The organism is Salicibibacter cibi (assembly GCF_016495865.1).
In the GTDB taxonomy this organism is placed as follows: Bacteria; Bacillota; Bacilli; order Bacillales; family Marinococcaceae; genus Salicibibacter; species Salicibibacter cibi.
This window is the reverse complement of the sequence record NZ_CP054706.1, coordinates 2,795,441-2,816,477: the sequence shown is the minus strand read 5'-3', so window position 1 is coordinate 2,816,477 and position 21,037 is coordinate 2,795,441. Positions and strand designations below refer to the sequence as shown.

General features: G+C 44.1%; 17 protein-coding genes, 1 pseudogene and 1 riboswitch. Of the genes and pseudogenes, 10 read left to right on the top strand and 8 right to left on the bottom strand.

All coding sequences use genetic code 11. The features are described from left to right. The first annotated feature begins 254 nt into the window (after nucleotides 1–254). The 4 genes and pseudogenes from rpsN (at nucleotide 255) to HUG20_RS14020 (ending at nucleotide 2,649) form a co-directional block, all read left to right on the top strand. Nucleotides 255–524, top strand: a complete 270-nt coding sequence (gene rpsN, locus HUG20_RS14030; protein WP_200085265.1) for a 30S ribosomal protein S14 — start codon at nucleotides 255–257, stop codon at nucleotides 522–524. Nucleotides 525–612: 88 nt separating this feature from the next. Then, nucleotides 613–738: a hypothetical protein gene (locus HUG20_RS19595; protein WP_281392425.1), complete on the top strand. Its 126-nt coding sequence runs from the start codon at nucleotides 613–615 to the stop codon at nucleotides 736–738. Between the two features lie 76 nt (nucleotides 739–814). Continuing rightward, a pseudogene (locus HUG20_RS20010) lies at nucleotides 815–1,004 on the top strand (uS14 family ribosomal protein); the annotation flags it as partial. 19 nt (nucleotides 1,005–1,023) lie between these two features. Next, nucleotides 1,024–2,649 carry a metal ABC transporter solute-binding protein, Zn/Mn family gene (locus HUG20_RS14020; RefSeq protein WP_200085264.1) on the top strand — a complete coding sequence of 542 codons (1,626 nt, stop codon included), beginning with the start codon at nucleotides 1,024–1,026 and terminating at the stop codon, nucleotides 2,647–2,649. A 987-nt stretch (nucleotides 2,650–3,636) separates the two neighbouring features. Here HUG20_RS14020 and HUG20_RS14015 read toward each other — a convergent pair. Genes HUG20_RS14015 through HUG20_RS14005 form a run of 3 tightly spaced genes read right to left on the bottom strand, consistent with a single transcriptional unit; the run spans nucleotide 3,637 to nucleotide 6,144 of the window. Then, entirely contained in the window at nucleotides 3,637–4,608 is a 972-nt protein-coding gene (locus HUG20_RS14015) for a 2-hydroxyacid dehydrogenase (protein ID WP_200085263.1), read from the bottom strand. A gap of 23 nt (nucleotides 4,609–4,631) precedes the next feature. Beyond that, entirely contained in the window at nucleotides 4,632–5,192 is a 561-nt protein-coding gene (locus HUG20_RS14010) for a cysteine hydrolase family protein (RefSeq protein ID WP_200085262.1), read from the bottom strand. Nucleotides 5,193–5,208: 16 nt separating this feature from the next. Continuing rightward, a complete protein-coding gene (locus HUG20_RS14005; RefSeq protein ID WP_200085261.1) occupies nucleotides 5,209–6,144 on the bottom strand; it encodes an AEC family transporter in 936 nt (311 codons plus the stop codon). A gap of 134 nt (nucleotides 6,145–6,278) precedes the next feature. Here HUG20_RS14005 and HUG20_RS14000 point away from each other — a divergent pair, with 134 nt between their 5' ends. The 5 genes from HUG20_RS14000 to HUG20_RS13980 all read left to right on the top strand — a co-directional run bounded on the left by HUG20_RS14000 (nucleotide 6,279) and on the right by HUG20_RS13980 (nucleotide 12,606). Beyond that, nucleotides 6,279–7,187 carry a metal ABC transporter solute-binding protein, Zn/Mn family gene (locus HUG20_RS14000; protein WP_200085260.1) on the top strand — a complete coding sequence of 303 codons (909 nt, stop codon included), beginning with the start codon at nucleotides 6,279–6,281 and terminating at the stop codon, nucleotides 7,185–7,187. An 807-nt stretch (nucleotides 7,188–7,994) separates the two neighbouring features. After that, on the top strand, nucleotides 7,995–8,723 hold the full coding sequence (locus HUG20_RS13995) for an RpnC/YadD family protein (RefSeq protein ID WP_200085259.1): 729 nt from the start codon (nucleotides 7,995–7,997) through the stop codon (nucleotides 8,721–8,723). Nucleotides 8,724–9,259: 536 nt separating this feature from the next. Further along, a complete protein-coding gene (locus HUG20_RS13990) occupies nucleotides 9,260–11,305 on the top strand; it encodes a thioredoxin domain-containing protein (protein WP_200085258.1) in 2,046 nt (681 codons plus the stop codon). A 113-nt stretch (nucleotides 11,306–11,418) separates the two neighbouring features. Beyond that, nucleotides 11,419–11,976 (top strand): thiol-disulfide oxidoreductase ResA, encoded by a 558-nt coding sequence (gene resA, locus HUG20_RS13985; RefSeq protein WP_200085257.1) that lies wholly within the window; start codon nucleotides 11,419–11,421, stop codon nucleotides 11,974–11,976. A gap of 45 nt (nucleotides 11,977–12,021) precedes the next feature. Next, nucleotides 12,022–12,606 carry a CPBP family intramembrane glutamic endopeptidase gene (locus tag HUG20_RS13980; protein ID WP_200085256.1) on the top strand — a complete coding sequence of 195 codons (585 nt, stop codon included), beginning with the start codon at nucleotides 12,022–12,024 and terminating at the stop codon, nucleotides 12,604–12,606. 35 nt (nucleotides 12,607–12,641) lie between these two features. On the opposite strand, the gene HUG20_RS13975 is transcribed toward HUG20_RS13980, so the two are convergent. Both HUG20_RS13975 and HUG20_RS13970 read right to left on the bottom strand, forming a co-directional pair. Beyond that, nucleotides 12,642–13,373 carry a (S)-benzoin forming benzil reductase gene (locus HUG20_RS13975; protein WP_200085255.1) on the bottom strand — a complete coding sequence of 244 codons (732 nt, stop codon included), beginning with the start codon at nucleotides 13,371–13,373 and terminating at the stop codon, nucleotides 12,642–12,644. Between the two features lie 155 nt (nucleotides 13,374–13,528). Next, nucleotides 13,529–15,004, bottom strand: coding sequence for a spore germination protein (locus tag HUG20_RS13970; RefSeq protein WP_200085254.1), 1,476 nt, complete (start codon nucleotides 15,002–15,004; stop codon nucleotides 13,529–13,531). 252 nt (nucleotides 15,005–15,256) lie between these two features. Then, nucleotides 15,257–15,420: riboswitch (M-box (ykoK) riboswitch) on the top strand. Between the two features lie 297 nt (nucleotides 15,421–15,717). Between HUG20_RS13970 and mgtE the strand changes: the two genes are divergently transcribed. Next, nucleotides 15,718–17,082, top strand: a complete 1,365-nt coding sequence (gene mgtE, locus HUG20_RS13965) for a magnesium transporter (protein WP_200085253.1) — start codon at nucleotides 15,718–15,720, stop codon at nucleotides 17,080–17,082. A 129-nt stretch (nucleotides 17,083–17,211) separates the two neighbouring features. Here the strand turns inward: mgtE and HUG20_RS13960 are convergent, their stop codons facing one another. The 3 genes from HUG20_RS13960 to HUG20_RS13950 all read right to left on the bottom strand — a co-directional run bounded on the left by HUG20_RS13960 (nucleotide 17,212) and on the right by HUG20_RS13950 (nucleotide 20,964). Then, complete coding sequence (locus tag HUG20_RS13960) at nucleotides 17,212–17,919, bottom strand: 5'-nucleotidase, lipoprotein e(P4) family (RefSeq protein ID WP_200085252.1); 708 nt, start codon at nucleotides 17,917–17,919, stop codon at nucleotides 17,212–17,214. A 184-nt stretch (nucleotides 17,920–18,103) separates the two neighbouring features. Next, nucleotides 18,104–19,159, bottom strand: coding sequence for an ABC transporter ATP-binding protein (locus HUG20_RS13955; protein ID WP_200085251.1), 1,056 nt, complete (start codon nucleotides 19,157–19,159; stop codon nucleotides 18,104–18,106). Between the two features lie 119 nt (nucleotides 19,160–19,278). Next, nucleotides 19,279–20,964 (bottom strand): ABC transporter permease, encoded by a 1,686-nt coding sequence (locus tag HUG20_RS13950; RefSeq protein ID WP_246476423.1) that lies wholly within the window; start codon nucleotides 20,962–20,964, stop codon nucleotides 19,279–19,281. Nucleotides 20,965–21,037 lie beyond the last annotated feature (73 nt).

Here is a 21,037-nt window from a genome sequence, read left to right as displayed (position 1 = left end):
ATCGTAATTATTACGTTTTGTATATTACCATCATCTTTGAAGGAACACAATAGGGGGAGGAAATAAAAATGTTATTTTGTTCGATGATGGTATACCCCGTAATGCCGTTACACATTTCATAAGCTGGTTACAGGGACTAAAACAAATAAAATGTGTGCGTTTTTGAAAAAGCATTTCGGCTTGACAATAGGAAAAAGGTGTTTTAACCTTAAATCGTAATAGTTACGATTTAATAATTGAAAGGGTGACGATGAGTGGCAAAAAAATCGAAGATCGTGAAAGAACAAAAACGGGAACAACTCGTTGCACAGTATGCGGAGCTTCGCAAAAAGCTGAAGGAAGAAGGGAATTATGAAGCCTTGCGAAAACTCCCGCGCGATTCATCGCCAACTCGATTGACGAGCCGATGCCAGATTACGGGACGTCCGCGTGGCGTGTTTCGAAAATATAAAATGTCCCGTATTGCTTTTCGCGAGTACGCGCATAAAGGGCAGCTCCCGGGCGTTAAAAAAGCGAGCTGGTGAAATGATCGGATGAAGAAATGCTCCCGCATTGGCATGAGAACTACGGGGATCGGATAACTGAGTTTTGTCATCATTGGGGCAGATATGGATGAAGCACACATTCGAAAAGAGCTCGATTCGTGCCTGCTTTCCGATGAGGAGTTGGAAAGCTGATTGGGTGGAATTGGAGGATCCGTTTGATTGGATTATTCGTCCGGTTCACGCAGGATCATAGATTGCGACGCGCTTTTCTTTTTGTAGTGGCTTGGCAATAAAAAGAACTTGTCCTAATCTTTAAGCGTAATAATTAAAAACAACAAGGTGATTATGAAGCATTGCAAAGCTACCACGAGATTCTTCATTGCCCCGTTCATATAACTGAGATAACAGGGCGACTGCGTGGTCTATTTTCGAAAATTTAAGATGGCAAGAATTGCTTTTCGCGGGTACACATATAAAGGACAGATACCAGGTGTGAAAGAAGCGATAAAGAAGGATTGAAACTGGAGGAGGAAGCCTTATGAAGCCTTATGTATACGTAATATTTTTAGCGTTGGGATTGATGCTTGTCGGTTGTCAAGTTGAAGAAACGGAGGAAGAGGGTGCGGAGACTGAATCCGAAGAAAATGCCGGAGATACGCTTTCCATTTACACTTCCCTTTATGTACTGGAAGATTTTTCAGAAAAAATTGGGGGAGAATTTGTAGAGGCAGAAAGTGTCTATCCGCCGAATGCAGATGCCCATACTTATGAGCCTTCTTCGAATGACATGGTGCAAATTGCGGAATCAGATGCCTTTATTTATTCTGGTTTAACAGGGATGGAACCGTTCGCGGATACGGTGGATGATGCGCTTGCTGACGAAGATGTTCACATCATTCCGGCCGCAGAAAACATCGATTTACGTGGAGAAGACCACGATGATGGGGAAGACGATGCGAATGGAAACGATGACGATCACCAAGCGCCGGAAGATGTCGATATTGAAGGCTTAGCGGATCATTATCATACAGGCGATGATGTTTCGCTTATTGCCGAGTTGGATGAAGACGTCGATTATGATCACTGGCATTGGTATTCCCGTGATGATGAGGAGGATGAGTGGGAGACGGTGTCGGACCAAGAGACCGAAGAATATGAAGCCCCGGCCGAAGACGGTCAAGAGCTGATGGCTGTGCTGTTTGATGATGACCACGAAGCTTATGCCCAATCGGCGCCGGTGGCCATTGAGATCGATGATCATGATGACGAGAATGGCAATGAAGAGGACCATGATCACGGCCATGAAGAAGACGATGACGACAATGGGAATGGCAACGATCAGCAAGCATCGGAAGATGTAGAGATTGAAGGATTACTTGATCATTACCATACGGGCGATGATGTTTCGCTAACTGCTGAGGTGAATGAAGACGTTGACTATGACCATTGGCACTGGTACTCCCGTGATGGTGAAGATGAAGAATGGGAGGAAGTATCGGACCAAGATACCGAAGAATATGAAGCTCCGGCCGAAAACGGTCAAGAGCTGATGGCTGTGCTGTTTGATGATGACCACGAAGCTTATGCCCAATCGGCGCCAGTGACCATTGAGATCGATGACCATGATGGGGAAGGCGGCGATGGTGATCCGCATATTTTCCTCGACCCTGTACGAAGCATTGAATTGGCGGAAAACATTAAAGATGAACTGGTTGAATTAATGCCGGAGGAAGAAGCCTATTTTGAAGATAATTTTGAGCAGTTGAGCGCAGGGTTAGAAAATGTTGATCAAGAATTGCAACACGTTTTTGATGAAGCTGATCATAACCAAATCATTGTCTCACACGCTGCATATGGCTATTGGGAAGAAAGGTACGGGCTCGAGCAACTGAGCGTTCACGGTCTTTCTTCTACCGAAGAACCTTCGCAATCCGACCTGGCTGAATTAGTCAATACCGCTGAAGCGAATGACTTGGAATATGTTATCTTTGAAAACAATGTGAGCAGTAACATAACCGAAGTGATCCAAAATGAAATTGGAGCGGAAAGTTTGATCATGCGGAATATGGAAAGCATCTCTGAAGACGACCTTGAAGCAGGTGAAGATTACTTCAGTATGATGGAAATGAACATTGAAACATTGGAAGTTGCATTAAATGATTAATGAAGAAGTGGAGAATCGCAAGTCTGTTTATCAATTGATTTAGGAAGAAATAGAGCGTGCATTATTGCACGCTTTTTTCAGTTCGATGATTAGATGAATGAATATCACGCGGGACGGACGTCTATAGTGCAGAGGGCTTGTATTAGTCGGTCATCCAGCATCGGAGGCGGGCACTAAAATAGAAAATGGATGTGTAGAAGACTTCCCTACACAGGTGTAACCCCAAATTTTAGCCGTTTTTACTAGTGCAGCTTGTCGAAAATAAGCGGTCACACCGACGATCGGAAGACAGGATTAGAGCTTCAAACTGGGGTCAGTGATCGATTGGATTAAACCGCCACAGCCCGAGTTAAGGTATCAAAGGCTATCGTCAATGACCGAATGGTTTCTTGCGAAGCAGGCTCCCCGGTGAAACGGTTCATGGCGACCGAACACGAGAACCAATCGCTCGTTCGGTCGCCATGAGGCAGCCATGCCGACCGAATTCTTTCGATACAAGCCTTTTCGGTCATCATGAAGCGGCTATGACGCCCGAACGCTTTCGATTCAGGCCATTACGGTCGTCATAAAACGGTTATGGCGACCGAACACGAGAACCGACCGCTTTTTCGGTCGCCATGATGCGGTAAATTGTCCGTTAGGGAGCCAGAAGCCTTGCTGACCGAAATTATTCCAACTGTATCCATTATTGGATAATTAATCTATCTTGCACTAGTGGCTCTTCATCCCAGTCCCTCGAACAGAGGAAAAGCCGGTTCGAGAGGGATTACAGCCCTGACTTAATCCCTTAAACGGAAGAAAAACTGCCCCGAGAGGAACAAGAGCGCCGATCCAATCCCTCAAACGAAAGGAAGCCTGTCCGGAGAGGGGTAAACCAAATCGAATCCGTATCCCAGTGGCCTTTGCAGGTGTGAGATTTCATTGCAGCCCGCGCTGCATTAGTATTTTTGTCCACCCATTAATAAGCAAGCATCACGTATTTTTGTTCTAACGTAACTCTTTAATCACGTCTTGCGGCGTCTCTCCGCGAGCGCCCTGGACCATGTTTACAGCGGCTCGCATCATCATGGCTTCATCTGTGTTTCGGGTAGCGGATCCGATGTGCGGCGTTAACGTTACGTTACGCAAGGATAACAGTGGGTGATCTTGCGGAAGCGGTTCTTTTTCAAAAACATCGAGTGCGGCACTGAAGATCGTTTCGTCTTGTAAAGCTTGGACAACCGCGTATTCATCCACAACCGGTCCTCGCGCCCCGTTGATCAGAACCGCACTGGATTTCATTAACTTAAGTTCACGTTCGCCGATTAAGTGGTAGGTATCGTTTGTTAAAGGAACGATGAGCACGACGAAATCGGCTTGCTTCAGAAGCTCGTCCAATTCGAGACGAACGGCATCGTATTTTTCTTCTATTTCCGTTTTCCGGGACCGATTATAATAACGAATGTCCATGTCAAAGCCAAAACGTGCCCGTTTTGCGACTTTTTCACCGATTCTTCCCATGCCGATGAGCCCGATCGTGCGTTGGTGAATGTCATAGCCATAAAAAGCGCTGTCCGGTTCCTCGCCCCAATGTCCCCCTTTCACGTACTCGTGGAGTTCGGCAATCCTGCGTCCGCCGGATAAAACGAGCCCAAAAATCAAGTCAGCGACCGTTTCATCGAGAACATGGGGCGTATGGGTGCCATAAACGTTTTGTTTTTTTAGCGCAGCAGTGTCATAGCGGTTATACCCAACAGAGACTGTACTTACAACCTTGAGGTTCTCTGTGCCCGCGAGCAACGCTTCATCGACATCATATCCTGTTAGAATGGCGCCATCGGCGCTTTTTAATTCCTTTTTTAATTGGTCTTTCGGCATCTTCTCGTTTGCTTCATTCCAGATTTTATATTCGCAATGTTCGGCGATGTAAGCTTCTACTTTTGGTGCAATAGGATGTGCAATATAAACGTATGGTTTCATTATAATCCTCGCTTTCTACGGTATTAATCGGTGACAACATTCGCGCCAAGGCAATGTTTGAAATGCCCGAGTGCCCATGTGTGTCCATCGGCGTTGAAGCTTTGCACAGCGTCTTCGTGAATCGTCAGTGCAAACCCACGTTTATAAGCATCGACGGCAGTGTGCAAAATACAGATATCCGTGCAAACGCCGATGAGGTGGAGGTGAGCGATGCCTCTTTCCCGCAATTTTAGTTCCAAAGGTGTGCCGGCAAATGCACTGTAGCGTGTTTTGTCGTGCCAATGGATATGCGCCGGCCAATCCGCGCCAAGTTCATCGAGAAACGTCTGTACCTTTCCATATTGGTCGCGCCCGCTCGTTCCGCGGATGTTGTGGGGCGGAAACAATTCGGTTTCAGGATGATAAGGGTCATTTTCTTCATGCACGTCAACAGCGAAGAAAATCTCTTTTTCCTGCCGATGGAACTGCTTCAGGATGGATGTAACCCTTTCTTCAATGTTTTGGCTGGGCTCCCCACATGTTAATTTTCCTTCCGGTGCTACGAAATCATTCGTATAATCGATAACAATTAACGCTTCACGCATGAATCTCCCTCCTATGTTAAGGTAGAAAATTGGCATAGACCGCAATGATCGGAATCGTGGCCAGGCAAAGCATCGTTGAATAGATGATCGTCATGACCGATTCATTTTCATGATCCGTATACCTTGAAAAAAGAACCGTTGCCAATGTAAATGTCGGTAAAGGTACAAGGATAATGAACAATTGTTTTAAGAAATCATCCATTGGCAAAAAAGTGATGATGGTGATGCTAATGACAGGGATGATGAGCAAACGCATCGCTAATGGAAACCAAAGCTCCGGAAATACAAGTTTTTGTCCTTTTTTGAAAAAAGGAGGCAACAAAAAGCCGATGTATAACATCGAAAGCGGCGCCGAAAGGCTGGACAACATCTCGGTTAAGTCTTGGAGGATGACAGGGGCATCCAGACCACTAAATGCAAACAGGCCTCCGGCGACTAAGGCGATTAACGGCGCGTTGAGCAACGCTTTTAATTGCCGGAAGTCAAATCGTCCATGAGACTGCAACATGAAAATCCCGAGGGAAAAAATGATCAAATCGAGCCCGGCGTTAAATATGGAAGCGAGCAGACCGCCTGTCGGACCGAAAATGGTGAAACTGAGCGGGATGCCAATAAACCCGGTGTTGCCAAACGCGGAAAGAATCGCGAGTTTTTTCGCCCAAGAGGACGGAAAGCGAAATATGCGGCCGATCAAAAAAGCAAACAAAACGGCACTTACATGAAAAATAATCGAAAAAATAAAGATCGTAACGGCTTGCTGCATGATTTGTCCGGATATGTCCGTGTTGAAGATGCCGTTTAAGATAATGGCCGGTACAGCGATATTAATGATGATACCCATGAAAAGCTGCTTCGTATTGTCTGTAATCGGAAAGCGAAAAGCGACGGCCGCCCCAAGCACAATGATAAGCGCCATCGTCGCAATCGCGAGCGTGACAGTTGCTACATCCATAAACTGAGCCCTTTCTGCTATTTTGCTTATTTTTAGTATACTAGATGACCGGAAAAATGTAGAGAGGCATTGACATGAACGGTTTGTTCCTCTAATCTTAAATCGTAACAATTACATTTATTAGGATGTTCAAGATGCGAAAAATATTTATTTTGATGATAAGTTCCAGCATTGCGTTTGCCGGTTGTCAAGGAGAAAGTTCGGATAACGAAAGAGAAGGCGATCCTTTAGAAATTCACACGACTGTTTTTGCGTTGGAAGACTTTGCGTCCAAAATTGGCGGCAGTGAAGTGGAAGCCGAAAGCATCTACCCGCCGAATGCAGACGCGCATTCCTTTGAACCAACAGCCAATGAGTTGATCGAACTTGCGGAAAGCGATGCCTTTATCTACTCCGGCGTGGGCATGGAAGGCTTTGTTGAGACAGCAGAAGAGATGCTTGCCGATGAGGATGTGGATATGGTTCCGGCGGGAGAAGGCATTGAACTCATTGACAACGATCACGATGCCGAGCACGGAGACGGCGACCCGCATATTTTTCTTGATCCGAGCCGTAGTATAGACGTTGCGGAAAACATTAAAAATACGCTTATAGAGTTGCGGCCCGAACAGGAAGCATATTTCACGGAAAACTATGAAACGCTTCGAGACGATTTGGAAGCGCTCGATCAAACGCTGGAATCGACGTTTGCAGAGGCTGAGCATGATCAGATTATTGTCTCCCATGCCGCTTATGGTTACTGGGAAGATCGTTATGGATTGGAGCAATTGAGCGTTCTCGGCCTTTCTTCAAACGAAGAGCCGTCCCAGGCAGAGCTGGCCGAAATCGTCGAGATCGCGGATGAGGACGATATCGGATACGTTGTTTTCGAAAATAACGTAAGCAGCACAGTGACCGAAGTCATTCAAGAGGAAATCGGCGCAGAAAGCTTGATCCTTCGCAACCTGGAATCCGTCTCTGAAGAAGACATGGCAAATGGCGAAGATTATTTTAGCATGATGGAAAAAAATATAGAGACGCTGGAGACGGCGTTGAATGAATGAGGGTCGGACGCTGGAATTAGGAACTATCGTTTATGCCATTTTAGGGATCGAACTTGTATAGGGATTGACTTTCCATACTTGATGCCCACTTAATATTTATGTAAAAAGCGCACAGACTGCTTTACAATTGAACAAAATTAGCGACGCATTCCTTTTACTATGGCATTCAGTGGATCAAGGGTTATAAAAAAGAGACGCTTCTTCACGAGGCGTCTTTTTGATTACGAATCACTTTCATCACAGCTCTATTTCTTTCGACAAAAGAACCATAGAACGCTATATAAAAGAAGAACCATCAGTAAGTCAGTGTACGGCTGAATGCCTGCTTCTTCCATGAATATAGAAAAGGTAACCGTGTCACCGGTTTCAATAATTCTCTCTGAATCTTCGTACTGTCCCATGAACAAAGAAGGGTAGAGGATAAAAGAAAATCACTACTGACCGGTAAAGATAACTTGCGAGTATAATGATTTCATTTTATACTACAACCAGAAAAAGGGAACACTTGTTTTCGAATTTAGGGCATGGTATACTACATATAAGTTATTCCTCATTTATAATAATTAAACGGATGTGGTAATATAATGACAAATGCGATGCCCATACTTGTCCAGGAAGAACCCACGTCGTATTTGACCATGACGGCCTATGGAAAAAAGTGATCACCGATCTGTTTGAACCATTCATGTTATTTTTGCTCCCAATCTTTACGAACAACTGGATTGGAGCAAACAGCCAGACGCCCTGGAACAGGAACTTAAGCGAACTTTCCCGGAGAAAAAAGGGACAAAATATTCGGATAAACTCATGAAAGTTCATCTGAAAGACGGAAAAGAACAATGGATTCTTACTCATGTGGAGGTTCAACGCGACAAAGAGGATCATTTTTCGGAGCGCATGTTTCAATATTTTTATCGTATTTTCGACAAGTATAACCAAAAGATTTTTGCCATTGCTCTTCTCACAGACACCGATCAATCGTTCCACCCCACATCTTACGACTACTATTTCTACGGAACAAAGCTAACCTATGCCTACAATACGTATAAAATTTGGACTCAGGATGAAGAAACGTTATTGCAATCGAACAATCCTTTTGCTCTTGTCGTCTTAGCCGGCAAATATGCGTTAAAGAGTGAAAAGAACACTGATGACCGCTATCAATTCAAACGGCAACTTTTCGAGTTGATCATTTGTCACAAGAACTATTCGCAAGAATATACCGCTTCGTTGATATCGTTTGTCGACTTCTTACTCACCGTGCCGAAGGAAATGGAGCAAAAGCTACAAGACGAGTTTAGCTCAACAGCAGAAGAGGAGGTGAACTATATGCATAATACTTCATTTCCCGACCCACCGACGTTCAAACCTGTATTTGAAAAGTTGAGAAGGGAAGAAGAGGAAATAAGACTAAAAGAAAAAAAGGAAATTGCTGAAGCAATGCTTAAAAAAGGTTATTCAGCTCAAGAAATTACCGAAGTGACGAACATCACTGAAGATGATTTGGAAAAAATCAAAAATCAGAGTCGTGACTGACCAGCAATGATAAATTGATAGTATAATGAGTTCATTATATACTATGCTTAGAAATAGGTATCGAACAGAAATAATTGTCCGGTACCGGCAACTACAATCCGGCTCCATAAAGAGCGGTTGACCACTAAGATGTTTAATCCTAAGAAGTAATCGCTACCATGGTCGGGGGCAGTTACTTCTTCTTTTTGTTTAGAAGACGACAATGGATACAATGAGTGTTATAGTCGCCTGTGCGACTAAACTTATTGCTTCGAATGCCGTCATCCAACCACCCCCTTCCTCATTAGACGATTGTCGCACGGCAGAAAGCAATTGTACGTTCGTGTTGAAAATTATTAAAAGGTTTACGTGAATGCTGTTAAAATGAGAATTCGCTCCTACTTGAATGCGGGGGCTTATTTTCTAATACTGCCGGCAAGATATTCCTTCGTAAATTCAATAATGGTTAATGATGTCCGCATATCCCATGATGTATTTTGTTTTTATACGTAGACATTAAGGGTACAACGGATAATAAAGGAGAAAGGTGTGATACGATGTCTGGTGATCAAGGAACACCGAATGCGCTCATCCATGCGAAATCTCCCTATTTGCTTCAACATGCTTATAACCCTGTTGATTGGCATGAATGGGGGGAAGAAGCATTTGCGAAAGCAAAAGCGGAAAATAAACCGGTTTTTTTGTCCATCGGCTACAGTACCTGCCATTGGTGCCATGTTATGGCCCACGAATCGTTTGAAGACGAGGAAGTAGCGGCGTTGCTTAATCGCGATTATGTTTCCATCAAAGTCGACCGGGAAGAACGGCCGGACGTTGATTCCATTTATATGGATGCTTGCCAGGCGATGAACGGCCACGGAGGTTGGCCGCTCACCGCGTTTTTAACGCCTGACCAAGCCCCGTTCTACGTGGCGACGTACATGCCGAAACAAAGCATGCAACAAATGCCGGGGATGCTCGATGCGTTGCCGCAGCTCGCCGAACAGTATCAAAAGAACCGGGACCGGATTACGGATATTGGCGATCGAGTGAAGCTAGCGCTGGCCGAGGGGATGCAAGCGGATCCGGAAGCGATCGGCGCGCATACCCTCGAAAATCCATACAACCAATTGAAAGAGCAATTCGACCAAACGTATGGTGGGCTGGAAGGGGAGCCTAAATTCCCGATGCCGCAACACATTTTTTATCTTTTCCGATACGCGGCGTGGGCGAATGATTCCAATGCGCTAGAAATGGCAGAAAGGACGCTAAAGCAAATGCGCGACGGTGGCATCTACGATCATATCGGCGGCGGTTTCGCCCGCTATTCCGTTGACCATCGTTGGCTCGTTCCCCACTTTGAGAAAATGCTCTACGACAACGGGTTGCTGGCGATCGCCTACACGGAAGGGTATCAGGTTACCGGCGATGCGTCATACAAACAAACGGCAAAAGAAATTCTTGATTACGTCTCACGCGGGATGCGCGATGAGAACAGCGGGTTTTACTCTGCGGAAGACGCCGATTCGGAAGGGGAAGAAGGGAAATTTTACGTTTGGACGAAGACGGAAATCATGGACGTTCTCGGTGACGAGGACGGTGCATTATTTTGCGATGCATATGGCATGAGCGACATGGGAAATTTTGAAGGGAAGAACATTCCCAATCAAATCGATGCTGATTTGCAAAAAGTGGCCTCGAAGCACGGCGTGTCGACGGAAACCTTGGAGCAACGATTGCAAGCAAGTCGCACCAAACTGTTTCATGCCCGTGAACGACGGGTCCACCCGCATAAAGACGATAAAATTTTAACAAGTTGGAACGGGTTCATGATCGCGGCATACGCAAAAGCGGGAGCGGTATTTGCTGAACCTGACTACATTGACCGTGCGAAAAATGCCTATCGGTTTTTGACGTCGACAATGTTCGAGGAAGGTCGCCTAATGGTTCGCTATCGCGACGGAGAAGTGAAGGAAAAAGGCTTCATCGATGACTACGCTAATCTTTTGTGGGCATGTTTGGAACTGTATGATGCGACGTATGAAGAGGAGTATTTGCAACAGGCCAATCATCTGGCACAAGAAATGAAGCGGCTTTTTCAGGCTGAGAACGGCGGCTTTTATTTCACAGGCACGGACGCAGAACCCCTCCTTACACGCCCGTCATCATGGTCGGACGGAGCTGCGCCTGCCGGTAATTCGGTGGCTGCCGTTCAATTGTTACGCTTGGCGGACATCACGGCTGACCAGTCTTTTTTCAATGACGTGCATGAGCTTTTACAAACAACAAGTTGGCGCTTAGAGCGTTATCCGATCGGGCATCTTCATTTATTGCAGGCGTTGCTCATGCGTGAATGGCGCGGGAAAACACTCGTTATTGTTACCGGTGACGATGGTTTGGAAGATGATCCCGTGATCCGGCATTTAAGAACTTCCTTCACTCCGCACATTCAGCCACTCGTGATCAGGGAAGGCGAGAAGGATGTGCCGGCATTTGCAAAGGATTTTACGGCTATAGATGGAAAAAACACGTATTATCTCTGTGAAAATTTTGCTTGTAAGCGCCCGACAACGAATGGGGAAGCGTTGCTCGAAAGCCTGTGAGAGGCAAGTTTCCAAAACGATGACAATACACCAACAGTCTTGTGTCTCACTTGCGTTACGCCCCAAGCTTGTGAGATGCTAATACTAAGTAAAATTAGCGCAGAGGTGGGAAGATGGATAAACAGGAAAGGTATAAAAGAAAACGCCGCCGGCTACTGATGCGTACGGCGATATTGCTCACACTTACCGCTGGGGTTTTTTATGTGTTTTACACGAATTTTATTCAAGCGGAACCGAGTATGGTTTCCGAAGGGGAACAGGCGCCCAACTTTGCATTAATGGATATGGATGGCGAGCGGGTGGAACTTGCCGACTACGAAGGTGAAGGCGTATTTCTGAATTTCTGGGGAACTTTCTGCCCTCCATGCGAAGATGAAATGCCTTATATGGAAGATCAGTACCAAGCATATGCAGATGAAGATGTGGAAATCTTGGCTGTCAATGTCGGAGAGTCTGAATTAACGATTGATCGCTTTGCTCAGCGTCATCAATTGAATTTTCCGATCCTGATGGATGAAAACCGTAATGTACTTGACCAATACGGCGTCGGAGAACTTCCCGCCACCTATTTGATTGACGAAAATGGCGAAGTCCAACATATCCGAACCGGCGGAATGAGCGAGCAACATGTCGAAGATTTTATGGCTGATATTGATCCGGCTGCTTCATAATAAGAAGCAGTCGCTCTTTTTTGCTTAAGCCGAAGGAGGGTTTTGATGGAAACAACCAATGCCCGTTTATTTACAGCGGTGTGGCAAGGATTTGGTTTTATGGTTCTTGCCGGCCTGTTGTTAACGATCATTTTTCGCTGGGGTGAGGTGCTGCCTTTTTTGGCAGGGCTTTTCGATCCGGAATCCTTTATCCGTGATGGGTTGATCGGCCTTGGCAGTGGTGCGCTCATGGCGCTTGTTGTGACCATCATCATGAAGATAACGAACATTGATTTGCCCAATAATGACCTGACCCGGCTTTTAAAAAAAATTATCCGGGCACGTGGCGGAATTGTTACGATCGCGTTGGGGGCAGGTGTTGCCGAAGAGTTCCTTTTTCGCGGTGTGCTTATGGGTTTGAGTGTTGATGAATGGAATACGGGATTGGTGCTCGTTTTAAATGCGCTCGTTTTCGCCGCCTTGCATGTGCCGCAATATAAGGGGAAAACGCTTATGCACATCGTCGTTTTTGTCATGGGCATATGGCTAGGCGCTTTATTTTTATTGAGTCACACCTTGTGGGCGCCGATTGCCGCTCACGCGCTTTATAACGCTATTCTTGGCTGGCAAATGCGTACCGAGGCCGACTGAAAAAAGGATTGCGCCTTTTGTGCGCAATCCTTTGCTCATAGGTATTCTCTTATATCGAACAGCTCTCCGTTCCTTGCTTTCGGGTCATCGAGCAACCGAAGCATGGCTTTTGCCGTGTCATTCGGGTCAACGAGTGCCCCTTGTTCTTTGTAGGTCCGGAATTTGTCCACGTGTTTAAACGAGTCCTTTGATGTGCCGCGAATCGTCGTTTGCATATCCGTGTCGATAATGCCGGGCGCTACAGAAAGAAAACGAGCGGGATTGACCGCATCTTTTTGCTCGAGGGCGGCGGTTTTTGTATACATATCAAGCCCCGCTTTTCCGGTACAATACGCGCTCCAACCTTCCATCGGACTCCTGCCGGCACCGGAACTGATGTTTAATATGGTTCGGCTGACTGATAAATGCTCACTGTGTTCCAAAAACGCTTTCGATGCAATCATTGGCGCGCTCACATTCACGGCAATGCTTTTTGCGATCTCATGCGGATCATTTTCAGCAGCCGGACCGACGGGAGAGATAAGTCCTGCGTTGTTCACTAATGTAAGAGCCTTGCATGTTTGTTGATCAATTCCGGAAAAAATTGATTGAAACGTTTGGGTGAGCGCGTTGACATCGCTGACATCGACTTGATAACTATGTTGATTTTTTTGCTCGGAAATTTTCGAGCGGGCCAGGGCATGAACCGTCGCTCCGCGATTGAGGAATGCCCGTCTCATCGCATCTCCCAGCCCTTTTGAGGCACCGGTGATAATGACGTGTTCCATTGTTTTTCCTCCTCTTAAAGTAAGCGGTTTTTTAGTTAAGGGTAGACCCCTAACTAAGAATGTATCAAACCATTCACGAAAAATCGAAGAAATCGGGAAACGGAGCGAATGGAACAACACCGCCGGTCGTTAGGGAGCGGCCCATTGCCGACCCGCTATCTCTTTTTTGCTTGTCTTTTTTGGTCCAACGGATGGACGAAAGTGGGACGAAAATTTTTATATGGTTGCGGCATACGTATCAGTAAATCCAAAAGGGCTTTAGCGTTGAAAGGAAGGAAGGGCCACAAATAAGGCGTATTCAATATTTTCGTTTTGGCGAGCGCCAAAAAGATCAAAAGCCCGACGATCAGAAAGCCGTATAATGAGAAGAAGCCGACGGCAAAAACGAGAGCAATTCGAATGAGCGCATTGCATAGCCCCAGTTCATAACTTGGTGTGGAGTAGCCGGCCATAGCACTGACGGCTGCGTACATGACGACTTCATTCGAGAATATCCCTACCTCAACGCCAATTTCACCGATGAGAATGGCAGCAACCAGCCCTAAGGCTGTAGCCAATGCGTCCGGCGTGTGAATCGCGGCCATTCTTAAGACTTGCAGACCAAATTCAGCAATGAGAATTTGCGAAAATATAGGCGTGTTAAAATCCTCTTCGATCCCGAGGAACCCCCACGCATCCGGTCCGAGCATTTCATTGTCGGCGAAAAGAAACCATATCGGCAGAAGAAAGATGGAAACAAAAACAGCTAAGAAACGAACCCACCGCAAAAAAAAGCCGACGAATGGTTCTTGTCGGTATTCTTCTGCATGTTGGAGATGATGGAAGTAGGTTGTAGGCACAATCATCGCGACATTCGAGCCATCAACCAATATGAGCACATGCCCTTCCATAAGGTGGACAGCCGCCGTATCGGGCCGCTCTGTATAACGAACTTGCGGAAATGGTGCCAGGTTCTTTTTAATAAGAAATTCTTCGATGGTTTTTTCGGCCATAGGTAAACCGTCAATATCAATAGCGTTGATTTTCTTTTTTAGCCGTCGCATAAGCTCCGGATCGGCAACGGTCTCAATGTAGCTGATAACAACATCCGTTTTCGAACGGCGACCGATCCGCATGGACTCCATCACTAAAGAAGGATCACGCAGACGGCGGCGAATGAGACCACTGTTGAAAATAAGGGTCTCCACAAATCCGTCTTTTGCTCCGCGGGCCACTCGTTCCATATCGGGTTCTTGCGGTTCTCGCACGGGATATTCCCGCACGTCCATAAGCAAAGCTTCGCTGCATTCTTCCACGATAAACGCAGCTTGGCCGGAAAGGATTTGGGTGATTACTTCATCCAATTCATGTTCCCGTTCTAACTCTGCAATGGGGGTCACTCGTTCTTCCAGACGGGTGAGGGGATCTTTTGCGAGCGCATTTTCGTCAAGCGCAGATAGAGTTTCCATAATTTGAGTAACGACGAAATCGTTGGTGAATGCATCGACCGCATAAAACGACATCTTCTTGCCGCCAAAATGATATTCTTGTTCAATGATGTCAAAATTTTTATCGGCACGTAGTTCTTTTTGTACTAACGAAACATTATGTTCATAGTCGTCGCCAAGTTGTTTTTTTGTCCGCTTGCGCATTCTCTGCCTCCCCCTTTTAGGATTTATCTCGGTGGTAAGCGCCCGTTAACTCCCGCTTCAAACCCGTAAGCGGGAGTTAACGGGCGACTAACACCCCGATTGGTTCAACTAACCATCAGAACAAAGTCATCTCTGATGGAAGTTTCACTTTATTGTCTGCATATGAAGCATTTACATACCTATAAGATTACGGGAAGCTGGTTGACAGTGCCTTTCTCCTTCTGTATAGTCAAAAACGGTGGAAAAGGAAATGAAATGACTCGTTAGGTGAGGCTCCTGTGCGGAGAAATGCTGCTGCCCAAAAATGTCTAAAGACGCCAATGGGTAAACAGAGGTTATCGAGCTAAGGTGATCTTTAATGCAGCTGGCTTTTGTCTATGCCGCACAGTGCTAAAGCTCTACGACGGAGGCGAACGTAATGGAGCAATCGTTGCTTAAGTGTGCCGCCTTTCGAAATAAAGAAGGCGGTTTTTTTCAGTAGCTAAGAAAGTATAAATCAACTTTCTTATCCGCATAAGTGGGGCGAAGGCTTTCGTCATAAAAGATCGGCGAAAAGTCAAGTTGTCTAATGATATTCATTAAAGGAGGTGAGGGGCGTTTGGTTCCCGATTCGAGCAATCATAATGATGCACACATGACAGAACAGGAACAGACCATTCATCAACCGCCCCTTGCCGTGTGACAGCAAGAGGCGGCTTGCAGGAGGGATAACGATGGTAAAATTGAATGATGAAACGCGTGCTGCCTACAACCGGGATTTGTTGGCGTTGCTTCAAGAAGGTGAAGATACCGCTTTTCGCTTGAAGTTTCTTGACCTGCATCCCGTTGACCAAATGGAAGTCGTCCAACAAATGGAAGAAGAGAACCGCAATCGTTTTTACGAGATAATGACGGCTGCGGAACTTGCGGATATATTTGAGGAACTGGATGTTGAAGAGCAAAAGGATATGGTCCATGAATGGAAAAATAAAGACATGAGCGATGTCTTTAACCATATGAATGCGGATGATGTCGCCGATTTTCTCGGGGAACTGAAAGAAAAAGAGCGCGAAGAAATTTTGACCGGCATGGATTTGGAAGAGGCCGAAGATGTCAAAGAGTTGCTCACTTATGAAGAGGAAACGGCCGGCGCGATTATGACGAAAGAGTCCATTCATCTTCATGAAACGGAAAAAGTCGGTGACGTTTTAAACCGGTTGCGCAATGAAGCGCCGGATGCCGAGATGATTTATTATCTGTATGTCGTGGATGGAAGCGAAAAATTAACCGGTGTCGTCTCTTTGCGTGATCTCATGGTCGCTCCTTTGGATGAAAAGGTGGGAAATGTGATGAGTCGCCGCGTCGTTTCCGTGCATGTCAATGATGATCAGGAAGACGTGGCACGCTTAATCCAGAAATATGATTTTCTCGCGGCCCCTGTTGTTTCTATGCACAATCAATTGTTGGGCATTGTTACGGTTGATGATGTGATCGATGTACTTGAAGAAGAAGCAACCGAGGATCTTGCAGAATTTTCGACGACGCGAGGGACGACAGATGTGAATATTTCGGCGTTTACCGCGGCAAAGCGGCGGGCACCATGGATTATTTTGCTTATGTTTTTAGGAATGATCACCGCAGGTATCATCGGCCAGTTTGAAGAGACCTTGGAACAAGTCGTTTTGCTTTCGGCTTTTATCCCAATGTTGATGGGCTCCGCCGGAAATGTGGGGACACAATCCTTGGCGGTCGTTGTCCGCAGCTTGGCCCTTGGCAACTTTGAAAAAAAGGGACTTTTTTGGGCGCTAATCAGGGAATTAGGCACGGGCCTCGTCATCGGCTTCGCGTGTGCATTGACGCTCATCGTTTTGATTCCGTTCCTTTACGACGGGGATCTCTTTTTAGCGTTTATTGTCGGGTTTTCGATCTTTCTCTCTTTGGGCGTCGCGGCAGTGATCGGTTCCGTCGTTCCGTTGATTATTAATCGGCTGAACCTTGATCCGGCCATTGCCTCGGGACCGTTTATTACAACCTTCATTGATGTCGTGTCAATAACGATTTATTTTTCCATGGCCACGATGTTGTTGCAGTTTTTATAAAAAATGTAAAAACCGAAAGCGAAGGAAATCCTCCTTGCTTTCGGTTTTGTTTTTTACTTATTTTCCAACGGTACGATAATTTTAGATGGATAATGTTCGCTTCTTCCTTTTTCACCATTAATTTGTAAGCTATCTGCCTTTCCAAGGGTCTAATTCAGCATCCACCCAATAATCACCATATGCGGAATTCGGTAAAAGGATAAATTGGTCTCCAAATTTGTCAGCTAACTCTTCTACAGTGACAATTTGCTCCTCCGTTGATTCATTAATAAAAACAGAGGAAAGATCATATAGACTATTTCCGATGATTAATGCAACCTCATAATCTTTCTTGATTTTATCTCGGCGTTCTTTTTTTGTCCCCCTCTCTCCTAGCAGCAAAATTTTGTCTTCTGAAACTTGGGGAAGTCCAAGTTTTTGCATATTCGCAATCGTTGGATGTACATCTTTTTCAAGGCGATTGGAAACATAAAAAATTTCAACACCACGGCAATCAGCCTCTTCCAAAAAGCTTTTTGCACCAGGAATAGTATCAGCCGTTGCAGAATCAACCCATTCCTCCCAATTTTTACCCCAATTTGTAAAAGCAAAACCTTCTTGTATACCTTTAGCAACCAGTGGCATATTGTTTAAAACTGTTTCATCCAAATCTAGAATAACAGCTAAAGGTTTCTCCTCCTTATGATGTTTAACATGATGGGTCAATCGCTCCTTTGCAACATTGTAAGCTTGTATCTGCACTGCATACATTTCAGCACTCTTCTGTTGAAAACGTACAGCCATTTCATAGGGTGTTACTGAAAAATTTACTTCTTTTGTTTTTTTTTGTTTAGCCATTTTACATTCTCCTCGCATTAAAATAAATATAGTTGATCAACAAGGATATCTTAGCGCATGCTTTTACTATCCTCCTATCTCTGGTAGGTGTTTTTGACTTTTTATGATATTATCCCTTGTTCCTTCGCTTGAACGCTTGAACCTTCATCGCCTGCTAATTTCGAGAAGCTATTTATACGAATAACTAAGTATGAATATAATGAGGTGTCACTGGAAATTGGATTCCGACTCTATCTCCTTTTTTATAGCGATTCGTACTTACATTGAACTCATCTACCATAACCTCAGTGTTATTCAGGTCAACAAAATAACGAACGTAATTTCCATTATATACTACTCTAATAACTTCTCCCTGAAGAGGGGCATCTAAATCAATGGTAAGGCGCTCTGGACGAATCATAATTGTAATCTCATCACTGTTATCTTCTACATCTATATTTTTCACTGGAAATTTAAATTGTTTTGCATGAAAATAAGTAGTATTTTGATCAGCTTTTATAGACCCTTTTAAAATATTCGCTTGCCCAACAAATTTAGCCACAAATTCATTTTGAGGGTGATTATAAACGATACTTGGTTCATCCAATTGTTGAATTTCACCTTGATTTAAGACAATCACACGATCTGAAATACTTAATGCTTCTTCCTGATCATGGGTAACAAAAACAATTGTTAAATCTAACTCTTCTTTCAATCTACGTATTTCTTCACGCATCATCATACGTAGATTAGCATCAAGATTAGATAATGGCTCATCTAATAAAAGGACCTTTGGTTCGAGAACAAGACAACGGGCGATTGCAACTCGCTGTTGTTGTCCACCACTTAATTCGCTTGGTTTCCTATCTCCATATCCATCTAATTGAACTTGAGTTAAAGCCTTTTTTATACGTTTTTGCCGTTCATTTTTTAGTATTTTATGGGTTTTTAGTCCATACTCTACATTTTGGTGCACTGTCATATGTGGAAACAACGCATAATTTTGAAACACCATTCCAGTTGAGCGCTTGTCAGGGGATAAATGATCTATTTTTTCTTGATCTAAAGTTATGCTACCTGAATCTTGTTCATGAAAACCGCCAATTATTCGGAGTAATGTGGTTTTCCCACAACCACTCGGACCTATAAATGAAACGAGTTCACCACGTTCAATATTTATTGATATATCATTTACCGCTTTTACCTTCCCAAAATATTTATATAGGTTTTCCAACTTGATGAAGTCTTCTTTTTGTGTCAAAAAATTTTCCTCCTTTTCGTCATTTAAAGCATATAGTTTATTATTTAGACGATGAACCATCTTTTGGGTGAGCATCACGTCAGAAGCTGATAAACAGGAAGAAATGATACGTTAACAGGCTAAATTTTGAAACCTGTTCTTTTTTCAATCAATTTCAAGATTCCCATACACGCTATAACAATTACAATTAAAACAAATGACATCGCAGACGCCATACCAATGCGGGCAGATGAGGCAAGATCTAATATATAAACAGCTGCAAGGTTAGTACCTGGTGCAATTATGAATATAACTGAACTGATAGAAACCATCGCTGTCATAAATGTATAGACAAAGCCAGAAATAAATGCCGGGCTTAATAAAGGCATGACGATTTTCAAGAATGTACGGTAAGGACCGCCACCTAAATCATTTGAAGCCTCTTCCATCGATGAATCGATTTGATGCATTTTACTGACACCCGCTTCGAGGCCGACACCAATTTTCCGGAATGTCATATTGAGTACAAGCAATAGAACTGTACCTGTTAAGAACAACGGGGGACCGTTAAATATCAAGACATATCCAATCCCCATAACTGTTCCGGGAACTGCCAATCCAAATAAAGTTAAAAATTCCAATGCTTTTTTACCGGGTATTGGTTTTCTGGCAAGTAAAAATCCTTGTAACATCCCGAGACCTGACGCTAAAAGAGCTGCTAGTAAGGAAACTATAATACTTAGATTTAATGTATCCCAACCTGTTTGACCTGAAAAATGATCAAGTGTAAATGAGTTATCGACACCAATAATATTAACAAATGCCCCAAGTACAACCATCACGAACATTAGTAAAATAAAAGATACAAATAGTGTGCTAATAAAAGATGATACAAATTTCACCGGTTTCGTTAAAGGTATATTGTTGCCACCTGATTCCCCGCTGATGGTTTCAAGATTAGCATCTTTAAAAAAGTATGTTTGAAATAGAAAAACGATAAAACTCGGTATAATTAAAAACACACCTAAAACAGCTGCTAATTCCATATTATTTTGACCAACTACGGTTAAATAAGCTTCAGATGCCAGAAATGGGACAGATTCTCCAATTATTAAGGGGTTGGAAAAATCCGATAATCCCATTACAAATACTAATAAAGCAGCTTTAATAATACCTGACTTCGCTAAAGGTAATACGACTTTTCTTAATGTTCTCCACTGTCCCGCACCAAGATCACTAGACGCTTGCTCTAAACTTGGACTCATATTTCGCATGGTACTTTCTATTAACATGAAGCCCACTGGAAAATAGGCAAGTATTTGTGCGATAACAACTCCCCAATAACCGTAAATACTGAATTCCCAACCGAACCAGTTATTCAAGAATTGAGTAATAACGCCATTACTGCCAAATAGAATAATTAATGCCAATGAAAAAATAAATGGCGGAGCTACTAGCGGTAATAGAGCAGCACCTCGATAACTCTTTGCCAAAAAGCTATGAGAGCGAGTGACATAAAGAGAAAATACAGTGCTTAAAAAAATCACTACTATAGTGGTAATAAATGCGGCACTGACACTATTCCATAAAGAATTTAAATAGAGTGACGTTGAAAAGAATTGCTCATAATAATCCAACGTCAATGTTCCTGCTCCGATTCCAAAGCTTCTTAATAGAACCGCAAAAACAGGTGCGACAATGAAAAATAAAATAGCCAGAGCAAGAATCAGGGATAATATAGCAAATCCTGGTTCGGACCAGAATTTTTTCCAATTAGACCAAAAAGAATTGTTTTTTTGTTGAATACTCGTAACTTCTGTACTCAATTATAAACCTCCCTCTTTCTCAAAAGTGTCAGAAGGTAATATCTGAAATATAGATATTACCTTCATTCACCTT